This window comes from Pseudomonas sp. FG86 (assembly GCF_057808775.1).
Genome location: NZ_JBMDIS010000010.1, coordinates 107,734 through 121,146 on the forward strand (window position 1 = coordinate 107,734; position 13,413 = coordinate 121,146).

Below are 13,413 nucleotides of genomic sequence, written 5' to 3' on the forward strand. Positions count from 1 at the left end.
CCAAGCACAGCACTGTTTTCAGTGCGTCCATCCGTCACAGGTTCGCTCCGACAAAAATCCACCGCCTGGATAGTTGGAGAGCCCGTGATGAGCACCGAATTAAAAAGCCAAAAATCAAAAAATACCGTGCACTTGAGTGAGTCGGCCAAAGTCGATTCCGGGTCCGTGCAGCCGTTTACCCGCTCGCAAAAAATCTACGTGCCAGGCACTCGCCCGGACATTCGCGTACCGATGCGCGAAATCAGCCTGGACGTCACACCCACCGATTTCGGCGGTGAAATCAATGCGCCCGTGGTGGTCTACGACACCTCCGGCCCCTACACCGACCCCAACGTCATCATCGACGTGCGCAAAGGCCTGGGCGATGTGCGCTCGCCGTGGATCGAGTCCCGGGGCGATACCGAGCGCCTGTCCGGCCTGAGCTCGCACTTCGGCCAGCAGCGCCTGAACGATGCCGAGCTGACCGCCCTGCGCTTTGCCCACGTGAAGAACCCGCGCCGCGCCAAGGCCGGTGCCAACGTCACCCAGATGCATTACGCGCGCAAAGGCATCATCACCGCCGAGATGGAATACGTTGCCATCCGCGAAAACATGAAGCTTGAAGAAGCCCGCGCCAGTGGCCTGCTCGACCAGCAGCACGCCGGCCACAGCTTCGGCGCCAGCGTGCCGAAAATCATCACTCCGGAGTTCGTGCGCGAAGAAATCGCCCGTGGCCGCGCAATCATTCCAGCCAACATCAACCACACCGAACTGGAACCGATGATCATCGGCCGTAACTTCCTGGTGAAGATCAACGGCAACATCGGCAACAGCGCCTTGGGTTCGTCCATCGAAGAAGAAGTGGCGAAACTGACCTGGGGCATTCGCTGGGGCTCGGACACGGTGATGGACTTGTCCACCGGCAAGCACATCCACGAAACCCGCGAATGGATCATTCGCAACTCGCCGGTGCCGATCGGTACCGTGCCGATCTACCAGGCCCTGGAAAAAGTCGGTGGCGCCGCTGAAGACCTGACCTGGGAGCTGTTCCGCGACACCCTGATCGAACAGGCCGAGCAAGGCGTCGACTACTTCACCATCCACGCCGGGGTGTTGCTGCGCTATGTGCCGCTGACCGCCAAGCGTGTCACCGGCATCGTCTCCCGTGGCGGTTCGATCATGGCCAAGTGGTGCCTGGCGCACCACAAAGAGAACTTCACCTACACGCATTTCGACGAAATCTGCGAAATCATGAAGGCCTATGACGTCAGCTTCTCCCTGGGCGATGGCTTGCGTCCGGGTTCGATTGCCGACGCCAACGACGCCGCGCAATTCGGCGAGCTGGAGACCCTTGGCGAACTGACCAAGATCGCCTGGAAGCACGATGTGCAAACCATGATCGAAGGCCCCGGCCACGTGCCGATGCAATTGATCAAGGAGAACATGGACAAGCAACTCGAGTGCTGCGACGAGGCGCCGTTCTATACCCTCGGCCCGCTGACCACCGACATCGCACCCGGCTACGACCACATTACATCGGGCATCGGTGCGGCAATGATCGGCTGGTTCGGTTGCGCCATGCTCTGCTACGTCACGCCCAAGGAACACCTGGGCCTGCCGAACAAGGATGATGTGAAGACCGGGATCATCACCTACAAGATCGCCGCCCATGCAGCCGATCTCGCGAAAGGCCATCCGGGTGCGCAAATCCGCGATAACGCCTTGAGCAAGGCGCGCTTCGAGTTCCGTTGGGAAGACCAGTTCAACCTCGGCCTCGATCCGGACACCGCACGGTCCTATCACGATGAAACCCTGCCGAAGGACTCGGCCAAGGTCGCGCATTTCTGCTCGATGTGCGGGCCGAAGTTCTGCTCGATGAAAATCACCCAGGAAGTGCGTGAGTACGCGGCCAACCAGCGCATTGACGCGGTGGATGTGGACGTGGCCAAGGGCTTGGCCGAGCAGGCGGAGCGGTTCAAGCAGGAAGGCAGCCAGCTTTATAAGAAGGTCTGATCCAGAGACGGCGGTGCCTGTACCGCCGTCATCGGGGCGGTGCGACGACTCGACAAGCCCCCTCCCACATATTGACTGAGCCATACACAGTTTTTGTGTTCACAGCCGATCCAATGTGGGAGGGGGCTTGCCCCCGATTGCAATCTCCCTGACAACAAGTGCCCCTCAGAGATAACACCCTTGAGCATTCAACCGAGTACCTATTCCCCGGACATCGCGGTCCCCGCTGACAAGCGCGTGTTCGGCGCCCGCGACCTGTTCTCCTTGTGGTTCTCCCTCGGCATCGGCCTGATGGTCCTGCAAACCGGCGCGTTGCTCGCGCCGGGCCTGGGGTTGTCCGGCGCATTGCTGGCGATTTTTCTCGGCACGCTGGCCGGCGTGCTGTTGCTGGCCGCCGTCGGCGTGATCGGCAGCGACACCGGGCTGTCCGCCATGGCCGCCCTCAAGCTCAGCCTCGGTGCCAAGGGCGCCAGCCTGCCGGCGCTGTTGAACCTGCTGCAACTGATCGGCTGGGGTTCGTTTGAAATCATCGTCATGCGCGATGCCGCGAGCTTGTTGGGTGTGCGGGCTTTCAGCGATGCCAGCCTGCTGGCGAGCCCGTTGCTGTGGACGCTGTTTTTCGGTGGCCTGGCGACCCTGCTGGCCGTCAGCGGCCCGTTGACCTTCGTGCGGCAGATCTTGCGCAAGTGGGGGATCTGGCTGTTGCTCGGCGCGTGCCTGTGGCTGACCTGGAACCTCTTCGCCAAAGCCGACCTTGCCGCCCTCTGGGCCCAGGCCGGTGACGGATCGATGCCGTTTGCCGTGGGCTTTGATATTGCGATCGCCATGCCGTTGTCGTGGCTGCCGCTGATTGCCGATTATTCGCGCTTCGGCAAACGCGCCAAGAGCGTGTTCGGCGGTACGGCGCTGGGCTTCTTCATTGGCAACTTCTGGCTGATGAGCCTCGGTGTGGCCTACACCCTGGCCTTTGCGCCAAGCGGGGAGGTCAACGCACTGCTGCTGGCCTTGGCCGGGGCGGGCCTGGGCATTCCGCTGCTACTGATCCTATTGGATGAGTCGGAAAACGCCTTTGCCGATATTCATTCGGCGGCAGTGTCCAGCGGGATTCTATTGCGCTTGAAAGTCGAACACCTGGCGCTGGCGATCGGCGTGCTCTGCACCTTGATCGCCTGCTTTGCGCCGTTGGCGCAGTACCAGAACTTCCTGCTGTTGATCGGTTCGGTATTCGCGCCGCTCTTTGGCGTGGTACTGGTCGATCATTTCATCCTGCGCCGCCGCGGCCAGAGCGCTGTGGCTTCGCTGCGTTGGCCGGCGTTGTTGGCGTGGCTGGGGGGCATTGCGACTTACCATCTGCTCGCCAACCTGTATCCGGATGTCGGCGCGACCCTGCCGGCGCTGGTGCTGGCAGGGCTGTTGCAGTTCATCCTGGGCCGGGCCTTCAGCGGCGTACGGGCACTAGCTCAGGCTTGAGGATGCCGTCCAGGCGCGAGTAGGGAATCTGCAACTCGACGTGGCCCAGGGCGTACGGCGCGATGGTGGTGGTAGGGTACTTGAGGGTCACGCCGCCGTAGGTCAGCGCCACGTTCGGGGTTTTCTGGAAGGGATAGCTTTTGACGAACTCCGGCTCCAGGCTCAGGCGCGTACTGATCAGCCAGCTGTTGTGGGCCACCTGAGCGGCTTTCCAGAATGCGTCTTCCTTGCCTGGCAGCAGCATGTCGGTCAACGTCAGGGCCTTTTGCTGCGGACGCGAATAGTTGATGAACGCGCGGCCCGGTTCGCCGTGGGTGACGCCCTGGTCCAGGTAGCTGGACAACTCGATGATCACCAAGCCGTCATGCTGCTCGCGTACCTTGGCCTGCAAGTACATGTTGTTGCCGGGGGCGGCCGTCTGCAGGAATTGCTCGCTGTACGTCGCCAGGCTCGTCGGCAGCGGGTCGCTGGGCTTGGTACGGGTCATCTCCAGCAGGCGTTGTTCGATCAGCGCATCCAGCTTGGGTTCTTTGGCGAAGTGCACGGTGTCGATGTTCACCAGTGGGCAATCGGTGCTGGCGCAGCCCGGCTTGCTTTGTTCGCTGGCGTCACGGGTGGCTTCCAGCGGGGTCCGATAGCTGGGTTGAAACAGGCTCTGGCAGGCGCCGAGGGTCAAGGCGATACAGGCCACGGAGGCGATTTTTAAAAGCGACATGTATGTTCTTCGTCCGTCGATTAAGAGCGAAATTCGTGGACCTTCGACTACCGGCAGGCCAGTCAGTTCGCCACTAAGATTATTAGAGTGAGTTTGACGCCCGCCGTCTATCCCGGCAACTGGAAAGGGGCTGCACCTACGGGCAGGACCGCGTTAGGATGGCGCGAATTGCACGGGCATAACGAGGAAGGATATGACGGACATCGCGAAATCGACGCCGAGCAAAATCGAAATTGTTCAGCGCGACAATGCTTACCAGGGCTTCTACAAACTCGATCGGGTGCAGTTGCGCCACGAAAAGTTCGACGGTGGCATGAGCCGGGTGATCAATCGCGAAGTTTTCGTGCGCCATGATGCCGTGTGCGTGCTGCCCTACGACCCGCAGCGCGATGAGGTGGTCTTGATCGAGCAGTTTCGCGTCGGCGCCATGGGCCGTACCGACAACCCGTGGCTGGTGGAAATGGTCGCTGGCCTGATCGACAAGGATGAACAGCCGGAGGAGGTTGCACACCGCGAAGCCGAGGAGGAAGCTGGGCTGACATTCTCCTCGTTGTGGCCGATCACCAAATATTTCCCGTCGCCGGGTGGCAGTACCGAATTTGTCCACTTGTACCTGGGCCGTTGCGACAGTGCGGGGGCGGGTGGCGTGCATGGATTGGAAGAAGAGGCAGAAGATATTCGTGTCACCACCTGGGCTTTCGAGGATGCCTTGCAAGCGGTGCGTGATGGCAGGATATCCAATGCGCCCAGCATTATTGCCCTGCAATGGTTAGCGCTCAATCGCGCGGAAGTGAGGGGGTTATGGCAGTAAAGGCACGGGAACGTTATCGAGTTGACCTGATCGGGCTGCAAGCAGCTTGCGAGGCCAACTATGCGCGGCTGATGCGCTTGCTCCCCGATATGCGTCATTCCCCCGAGGCGCGGCGAATCGGCGTGACCCATGGCGACCAGATGCTCGGCGTGCTGGCCCTGGAAGTCATCGTCAACTGCCCGTACACCACCACCCTGCGCGTGCGCCAGGAGCACAGCCTGCCCTGGCTGCCGGTGCCGCAGCTGGAAGTGCAGGTGTACCACGATGCCCGGATGGCCGAAGTGATCAGCGCCGAACATGCGCGGCGCTTTCGCAGCATCTACCCTTACCCCAATGTGTTCATGCACCAGCCCGATGAGAAAGCACAGCTCAATGTGTTCCTCGGTGAATGGTTGAGCCACTGCCTGGCCTTGGGCCATGAGTTCGAAGTCGTGCGATAGATGTGAACTGCGTCTGCTTCCTTAGGTTTCCTCTTTGCGTCCTGCCCCAGCATAATCGCCCCAACTATCCATTCCTGTGATTGCCTTGGGAGAGCGCCTTGCCGAGCGTATCCACCTTGAACCCCGATGCGCCGACGTTGCTGGTGCAGTTGTCCGACAGCCACCTGTTTGCCGAGGCCGACGCTGTGTTGCTGGGCATGAACACCCGCGACAGCTTGCAACGGGTGATCGACTTGGTGCGTGAGCAACAGCCCCGGATCGATTTGCTGTTGGCCACCGGGGACCTGTCCCAGGACGGTACGCTGGCGTCCTATCAGCAATTTCGCGAGATGACGGCGCCTATTGGGGTTCCGGCACGCTGGATTCCCGGCAACCACGATGAGCCGCAGGTCATGGCCCACGCGGCGGTGCACAGTGATTTACTGGAACCGGTGGTGGATATCGGCCATTGGCGCATCACCCTGCTGGACTCCGCCGTGCCGGGCTCGGTGCCTGGGTACTTGCAGGACCAGCAACTGCAACTATTGGCCCAAGCCTTGAGTGAAGCGCCGAACCGCCATCACCTGGTGTGTTTCCACCATCACCCGGTACCCATCGGTTGTGCGTGGATGGAGCCCATCGGCTTGCGCAACCCCGAGGCCCTGTTTGCCGTGCTCGACCGCTTCCCGCAGGTCAAGGCGGTGCTCTGGGGTCATGTGCACCAGGAAATCGACCGTGAGCGCAATGGCGTGCGCCTGTTGGCGTCACCGTCCACCTGCATCCAGTTCGCGCCGGGCAGCGAGGATTTCAATGTCAGCGAAGAGGCCCCAGGCTATCGCTGGCTGCGCCTGCACGCCGATGGGCGGTTGGAAACCGGGGTGGAGCGGGTGAAAAATTTTGCCTTTACCGTGGATTACGGCAGCAACGGCTATTAAAGGCGGCGAACACTGATCAGACATGTGGGGAGAGGGCTGGATGATCGGCTGCTCACACCACCCCGATCCCTGTAAACTGCGCCTTTTTCGCGCAAGCACGGAGAGCCCGGCATGTCCGCTTCGATCCTGTATATCCACGGCTTCAACAGCGCGCCCGCGTCCAACAAGGCCTGCCAGTTGATCCGCGTGATGGACAACCTCGGCCTGGCCGGCCAACTGCGCGTACCGGCCCTGCATCACCACCCCCGCCAGGCGATCCCGCAGTTGGAGGCGGCCATCCGCGAACTGGGGCGGCCACTGCTGGTCGGCAGCTCGCTCGGCGGCTACTATGCAACCCATCTTGCCGAACGCCATGGTCTCAAGGCGCTGCTGGTCAACCCGGCGGTCAGCCCTCATCGGATGTTCGACGGTTACCTGGGCACCCAGAAGAACCTCTATACCGATGAAACCTGGGAGCTGACCCACGACCACGTCACGGCGCTGGCCGAGCTTGAGGTCCCGGCGCCCCAGGATGCCGCGCGTTATCAAGTGTGGTTGCAGACCGGGGATGAAACCCTGGATTATCGCCTCGCCCAGCAGTATTACCGGGCGTGTGCCCTGCGCATCCAGGCCGGCGGCGACCATGGTTACCAGGGCTTTGCCCAGCAATTGCCGGCCTTGTTGAGCTTTGCCGGCATTGGCGCAGATCAGTATCAATCCTTCGATTTCGCGGCACTGTAATTGCTTTGGAAATCCCAGGTTACTTTTTAATCGAACGACTCACGACGAGACCCCATGGCCACTCCCAGCGCTAGCTCTTATAACGCCGACGCCATCGAAGTCCTCTCGGGCCTCGACCCGGTGCGCAAACGCCCCGGCATGTACACCGACACCAGTCGGCCGAACCACCTTGCCCAGGAAGTCATCGACAACAGCGTCGACGAAGCCTTGGCCGGGCACGCCAAGTCGGTGCATGTCATTCTCCACGCTGACCACTCCCTGGAAGTGTCCGACGACGGTCGTGGCATGCCGGTGGACATTCACCCGGAAGAGGGTGTGTCGGGCGTAGAACTGATCCTCACCAAGCTGCACGCCGGGGGTAAGTTCTCCAACAAGAACTACCAGTTCTCCGGTGGCTTGCACGGCGTGGGTATTTCCGTGGTCAACGCCTTGTCCACGTTGGTACGGGTCAAGGTCAAGCGCGACGGCAACGAGTACGAGATGACCTTCGCCGATGGCTACAAAGCCAGCGAATTGCAGGTGATTGGCACCGTTGGCAAGCGCAATACCGGCACCAGCGTGTACTTCGCGCCGGACCCGAAATACTTCGATTCGCCAAAATTCTCCATCAGCCGCCTCAAGCACGTGCTCAAGGCCAAGGCCGTGTTGTGCCCGGGCCTGCTGGTCACCTTTGAAGACAAGGGTACCGGCGAGAAAGTCGAGTGGCACTACGAAGACGGCCTGCGTTCCTACCTGGAAGACTCTGTCAGCGATTTCGAACGCCTGCCCAACGAGCCGTTCTGCGGCAGCCTGGCCGGTAATAAAGAAGCCGTCGACTGGGCGCTGCTGTGGTTGCCCGAGGGCGGTGACAGCGTGCAGGAAAGCTACGTCAACCTGATCCCAACCGCCCAGGGTGGCACCCACGTCAACGGTTTGCGCCAAGGCTTGCTGGATGCCATGCGCGAATTCTGCGAATACCGCAGCCTGTTGCCGCGCGGCGTGAAGCTGGCGCCGGAAGACGTGTGGGAGCGCATCGCGTTCGTGCTGTCGATGAAAATGCAGGAGCCGCAATTCTCCGGCCAGACCAAAGAGCGCCTGTCGTCCCGTGAAGCGGCAGCGTTTGTCTCCGGGGTGGTCAAGGATGCCTTCAGCCTGTGGCTCAACGAACACCCGGAATTGGGCCTGGCCCTGGCCGAGCTGGCAATCAACAACGCCGGTCGCCGTCTGAAAGCCAGCAAGAAAGTCGAGCGCAAGCGCATCACCCAAGGCCCGGCACTGCCCGGCAAGTTGGCTGATTGCGCCGGGCAGGACCCGATGCGCTCAGAGCTGTTCCTGGTGGAGGGTGACTCCGCCGGCGGTTCCGCCAAGCAAGCGCGGGATAAGGAATTCCAGGCGATCCTGCCGTTGCGCGGCAAGATCCTCAACACCTGGGAAGTCGATGGCAGTGAAGTCCTGGCCAGCCAGGAAGTACACAACATCGCCGTGGCCATTGGCGTCGATCCGGGCGCGGCGGACATGAGCCAACTGCGCTACGGCAAGATCTGCATCCTCGCCGACGCCGACTCCGACGGTCTGCACATCGCAACCCTGTTGTGCGCGTTGTTTGTGCAGCACTTCCGCCCGTTGGTGGATGCCGGTCACGTCTACGTCGCCATGCCGCCGCTGTACCGGATCGACCAGGGCAAGGAGATTTTCTATGCCCTGGACGAGGCCGAGCGCGATGGCATCCTCGACCGCCTGGTGGCCGAGAAGAAACGCGGCAAGCCACAGGTCACGCGATTCAAGGGCCTGGGTGAAATGAACCCGCCGCAACTGCGTGAAACCACCATGGACCCGAACACCCGGCGCCTGGTGCAGTTGACCCTGGAAGACTTCGACGCTACATCGGAAATGATGGACATGCTGCTGGCGAAGAAACGCGCGCCAGACCGCAAGTCCTGGCTGGAGTCCAAGGGCAACCTGGCCGAGGTGTTGGGCTGATGCGCACAGGTTTCGCCCTGGCGATCCTGATGTTGAGCGGGCTGGCGGCCACCCCGGTGGTGGCTGAGCCTGCGGCTGAGCTCAAGCTGGTGTCCGAACACCCGGTAGAGGGCATGCGCGGCGGTAACCTGTCAGGCCTGGCGTTGTGCGGTACGGCGCTGTGGACGGTTTCCGACCGCGACGACGACCAGATCTACCGCCTCGATATCAGCGCGCCGACCTGGCAGGCCGAAACCGTGAAGATTGACGTGCCGCCAGTGCCCGAGTCCGGCTTGCCCTGGGGCTTGCGCTCGCGCACCAAGGCCGCTTCGTTCATTCGCGGCGGCGACCTGGACTTCGAAGGCATCACCTGCGATGCCGCGGGCAACCGCTACATCGTCAGCGAAGCCCATGCGGCGGTGTTGCAAGTGCCGGTAGCCGGTGAGCCGCAATGGTTGAAAATCGCCCCCGGCATGGTGCGCGAAGCCCGCGCCAGTGGCATGTTGCTGCATTTCAATGCCCTGTTTGAAGGCTTGGCGGTCAACCCGGAAGGCAACCAGATCTGGTTGGCTGCGGAGCGTGAACGGCGAGGCCTGATTTCCATCAAGCGGCCGCAAAGCCTTTGGGACTGTGACGGCCCCTGCGTGTTGTTGAGCGAGGCTGGCCAGGAAATGCAACCGGCCAAATTCCCCAACGCCAAGGCGGTGTCCAAGGATTTTGCCGACCTGGCGCTGTTTGGCGGCAAGCTGTTTACTCTGGAGCGTAATGCGTTCCAGATTTGCCGGCGCGATGCGGTCACGGCCAAGGTCGAGCTGTGCTGGTCATTTGCCGACGAGACTCTGACGCCCGAGCGCCGCTATGCCCAGCCCTACGGCCTGGCCGAAGCCCTGGTGGTGGATACGGACGGTGCGTGGATTGGTATCGACAATAATTTCGGCCCGCGTGCCGATGGTGAAAAACGCCCCGTGGTCTATCGTTTCGCCGCCCCTGCCGGCGGTTGGAGCGCCAAGCCATGAGCCCCCGCTTTTTTGAATTGACCCGGCGCTGCGGCATTTCCGCTGCGCCTTACCAAATATTGATGAGGCCCGCATGAGTGACATCCTCGCAGACAGCTTAGATGGCGTAGAACGCCGGTCGCTGGCTGACTTCACCGAAAATGCCTACCTCAACTACTCCATGTACGTGATCATGGACCGTGCCTTGCCGCATATCGGCGACGGCCTGAAGCCTGTACAGCGGCGCATCATCTACGCCATGAGTGAGTTGGGCCTGGATGCCGATTCCAAGCACAAGAAGTCGGCGCGTACGGTCGGTGACGTGCTCGGTAAGTTCCACCCCCACGGCGACTCGGCATGCTACGAAGCCATGGTGCTGATGGCCCAGCCGTTCAGCTACCGCTACACATTGGTGGACGGCCAGGGTAACTGGGGCGCACCGGATGACCCCAAGTCCTTCGCTGCCATGCGTTACACCGAGGCACGCCTGTCGCGTTATTCGGAAGTGCTGCTCAGCGAGCTGGGCCAGGGCACCGCGAATTGGGGCCCGAACTTCGACGGCACCCTCGACGAACCCCTGGTGTTGCCGGCGCGTTTGCCCAATATCCTGCTCAATGGCACCACGGGTATTGCCGTGGGCATGGCCACGGACGTACCGCCGCATAACCTGCGCGAGGTCGCGACCGCCTGCGTGCGCCTGCTGGATGAACCCAAGGCCACGGTCGAGCAGCTCTGCGAGCATATCCAGGGGCCGGATTACCCCACCGAAGCAGAAATCATCACGCCGCGCGCCGACCTGCTGAAGATGTACGAGACCGGCAAGGGCTCGGTGCGCATGCGTGCGGTGTACCACATCGAGGACGGCGACATTATCGTCACCGCGCTGCCGCACCAGGTGTCCGGTGCCAAGGTGCTGGAGCAGATCGCGGCGCTGATGCAGGCCAAGCCGTCGAAACTGCCACAGGTTGCCGACCTGCGCGACGAGTCCGACCACGAAAACCCGTGCCGTATCGTGATCATCCCGACCAATAGCCGGGTCGACCACGAAGTGCTGATGCAGCATTTGTTTGCCAGTACCGACCTGGAGTCCAGCTACCGGGTCAACATCAACATCATCGGCCTGGACGGCAAGCCGCAGCTGAAAAACCTGCGCAACCTGCTGGTGGAATGGCTGGAGTTCCGGGTGCAGACCGTGCGTCGCCGCCTGCAATTCCGCCTCGACAAGGTCGAGCGCCGCCTGCACCTGTTGGACGGCTTGCTGATTGCCTACCTCAACCTGGATGAAGTGATCCACATCATCCGTACCGCCGAGCACCCGAAAGCCGAACTGATCGCGCGTTTCGAGCTGAGTGAGATCCAGGCCGACTACATCCTCGACACCCGTTTGCGTCAGTTGGCGCGACTGGAAGAAATGAAGCTGCGCGACGAACAGGATGCGTTGCTCAAGGAGCAGGCCAAGCTGCAAGCGCTGCTGGGCAGCGAAGCCAAGTTGAAGAAATTGGTGCGTAGCGAACTGATCAAAGACGCCGAAACCTACGGCGACGACCGTCGTTCGCCGATCGTCGAGCGTGCCGAAGCCAAGGCCCTGACAGAAACCGAGTTGCTCCCAAACGAGAAAATTACCGTCGTTCTGTCGGAAAAGGGTTGGGTTCGTTCCGCCAAGGGGCATGATATTGACGCCACTGGTTTGTCGTACAAGGCCGGTGATGGCTTCAAGACTGCCGCCGCCGGGCGTTCCAACCAGTTTGCGGTGTTTATCGACTCCACCGGGCGCAGTTATTCGGTGCCGGCCCATACCTTGCCGTCCGCACGGGGGCAGGGCGAGCCGCTGACTGGGCGTCTGACGCCGCCACCGGGGGCGAATTTCGAGTGCGTGCTGCTGCCGGACGACGATTCGTTGTATGTCATCGCTTCCGACGCGGGGTACGGGTTCGTGGTCAAGGGTGAAGACCTGCAGGCCAAGAACAAGGCGGGCAAGGCGCTGTTGAGCCTGCCGAACAACGCCAAGGTGATCCTGCCGCGGCCGGTGGACGATCGCGAGAGCAATTGGCTGGCGTCGGTCACCACCGAGGGGCGCTTGCTGGTCTTCAAGATCAGCGATTTGCCACAGTTGGGCAAAGGCAAGGGCAACAAGATCATTGGTATTCCAGGGGAGCGGGTCGCCAGTCGTGAAGAGTATGTGACCGACATCGCGGTGATCCCTGAAGGCTCTACCCTGGTGCTGCAAGCGGGTAAACGCACATTGTCGCTGCGTCCTGACGACCTTGAACATTACAAGGGCGAGCGTGGACGGCGTGGTAACAAATTGCCGCGGGGCTTCCAGCGTGTGGATGCCTTGCTGGTGGAAACGCCTGTTTAAGGCGGCAAGGAGGGCTTGGCGGGTTTCGCCTTGAAGCAGGCCTTGGAAAGGCAAAAACCATTCCCAGCGGCCTGCGCCTTGCCTGACCCGCTTTAAGGTGACAACGCGGTGGGGAAACTCACTGAGAACGCCCTCTGGAGCCGTTGATCTACGATTTAACGCGTAGATCGACGCTTTGGCGCTGGAGTCATGGCGCATATTCACGGATGATATGGCCTTTCCAGCGCCGGCGTGGCCGAGCGTGTTTAGGTTATTTTTAAGTATTACATTGTGGTTCGCCTTGTGGCAGCCACCTGGATGGGATGATGACTGCTCCACGCCTTCCTTTTATTTTGATGCTCGCTGGCCTTCTGGGGCTGGCGGGTTGCAGCACACACCAGCCTGTGTCGCTGTATCAGCTGGACAGCGGAAGTCCGGCCCAGCCCGCACAAACTGCGGGTATGGCAGTTTTACTGGGCCCGGTAGTCGTCGCTGACTACCTGCAACGTGAAACCCTGCTACAGCGTCAGAACGACGGCAGCCTGCAAGGTTCCGTTGATGGTCGTTGGGCCGGCAGCCTATCGTCCGACATCAACCAGCTGATGCTGCGCCAGGTGGCGGGGCAACTGGACAGCCAGCGTGTGGTCCTTGCGCCTGCACCCACTGGCTTTACCCCGGATGTTCAGGTGTTGCTGACCATTACCCGGCTTGATTCCGGTAAATCGCAACCGGCGATTCTCGATGCGCAATGGCGCTTGATCGACCGTCGTGGCCAGGTGCGCGATAACCGCATCGTGCACCTGCAGGAAGAACACACCGGCACCACCGCGTCCCAGGTCCAGGCCCAGGGCGTATTGTTGCAACACCTGGCGCAGCAATTGTCGGTGGCCCTCAAGCCATTGGCCAACCAGCCGCCGATCGCCGAGGCACCGCGTAAGCAGGCTCCGGTACAGGCCAAGCCCGCAGAGCCGCAGAAGCCGAAGATGCCGATGGCGACACCGATTCGCACGGATATGGAAGTGTTCAGGTTTTGATCTGAATCGCAGACAAACAAAAAGGCCCGCTGACTCAGCGGGCCTT

Annotated in this window: 11 protein-coding genes; 10 read left to right on the plus strand and 1 reads right to left on the minus strand. The window is 61.4% G+C overall.

Annotated features, from left to right (window positions below; translation table 11 throughout):
- Positions 1–87: 87 nt before the first annotated feature.
- Together thiC and cytX are read left to right on the plus strand one after the other, a co-directional pair.
- The gene (thiC, locus tag ACODSV_RS09690; RefSeq protein WP_024073055.1) at positions 88–1,992 is read left to right on the plus strand and encodes a phosphomethylpyrimidine synthase ThiC; all 1,905 of its coding nucleotides are present in this window, start codon (positions 88–90) and stop codon (positions 1,990–1,992) included.
- Between the two features lie 180 nt (positions 1,993–2,172).
- Positions 2,173–3,462 (plus strand): putative hydroxymethylpyrimidine transporter CytX, encoded by a 1,290-nt coding sequence (cytX, locus tag ACODSV_RS09695; protein WP_150055811.1) that lies wholly within the window; start codon positions 2,173–2,175, stop codon positions 3,460–3,462.
- On the opposite strand, the gene ACODSV_RS09700 is transcribed toward cytX, so the two are convergent.
- Positions 3,431–4,177, minus strand: a complete 747-nt coding sequence (locus ACODSV_RS09700) for an RsiV family protein (protein ID WP_150055812.1) — start codon at positions 4,175–4,177, stop codon at positions 3,431–3,433. The two genes, cytX and ACODSV_RS09700, sit on opposite strands and share 32 nt — an antisense overlap.
- A 193-nt stretch (positions 4,178–4,370) precedes the next feature.
- On the opposite strand from ACODSV_RS09700, the gene ACODSV_RS09705 reads away from it, so the two are divergent.
- From ACODSV_RS09705 to ACODSV_RS09740, 8 genes are all read left to right on the plus strand, one after another.
- Positions 4,371–4,988, plus strand: coding sequence for an NUDIX domain-containing protein (locus ACODSV_RS09705; protein ID WP_024073058.1), 618 nt, complete (start codon positions 4,371–4,373; stop codon positions 4,986–4,988).
- The gene (locus tag ACODSV_RS09710) at positions 4,979–5,428 is read left to right on the plus strand and encodes a DUF1249 domain-containing protein (protein WP_024073059.1); all 450 of its coding nucleotides are present in this window, start codon (positions 4,979–4,981) and stop codon (positions 5,426–5,428) included. Before ACODSV_RS09705 ends, ACODSV_RS09710 begins: the two co-directional genes overlap by 10 nt.
- 98 nt (positions 5,429–5,526) lie before the next feature.
- Positions 5,527–6,342: a 3',5'-cyclic-AMP phosphodiesterase gene (cpdA, locus tag ACODSV_RS09715; RefSeq protein WP_150095345.1), complete on the plus strand. Its 816-nt coding sequence runs from the start codon at positions 5,527–5,529 to the stop codon at positions 6,340–6,342.
- Positions 6,343–6,453: 111 nt separating this feature from the next.
- Positions 6,454–7,062, plus strand: coding sequence for a YqiA/YcfP family alpha/beta fold hydrolase (locus tag ACODSV_RS09720; protein WP_024073061.1), 609 nt, complete (start codon positions 6,454–6,456; stop codon positions 7,060–7,062).
- A gap of 54 nt (positions 7,063–7,116) precedes the next feature.
- Positions 7,117–9,021, plus strand: a complete 1,905-nt coding sequence (parE, locus tag ACODSV_RS09725; RefSeq protein ID WP_024073062.1) for a DNA topoisomerase IV subunit B — start codon at positions 7,117–7,119, stop codon at positions 9,019–9,021.
- Entirely contained in the window at positions 9,021–10,016 is a 996-nt protein-coding gene (locus ACODSV_RS09730; RefSeq protein ID WP_150095344.1) for an esterase-like activity of phytase family protein, read from the plus strand. The genes parE and ACODSV_RS09730 overlap by 1 nt, the downstream gene beginning before the upstream one ends.
- Positions 10,017–10,089: 73 nt before the next feature.
- Entirely contained in the window at positions 10,090–12,354 is a 2,265-nt protein-coding gene (gene parC / locus ACODSV_RS09735; protein WP_024073064.1) for a DNA topoisomerase IV subunit A, read from the plus strand.
- Between the two features lie 305 nt (positions 12,355–12,659).
- Positions 12,660–13,367: a PqiC family protein gene (locus tag ACODSV_RS09740; RefSeq protein ID WP_024073065.1), complete on the plus strand. Its 708-nt coding sequence runs from the start codon at positions 12,660–12,662 to the stop codon at positions 13,365–13,367.
- Positions 13,368–13,413: the final 46 nt, after the last annotated feature.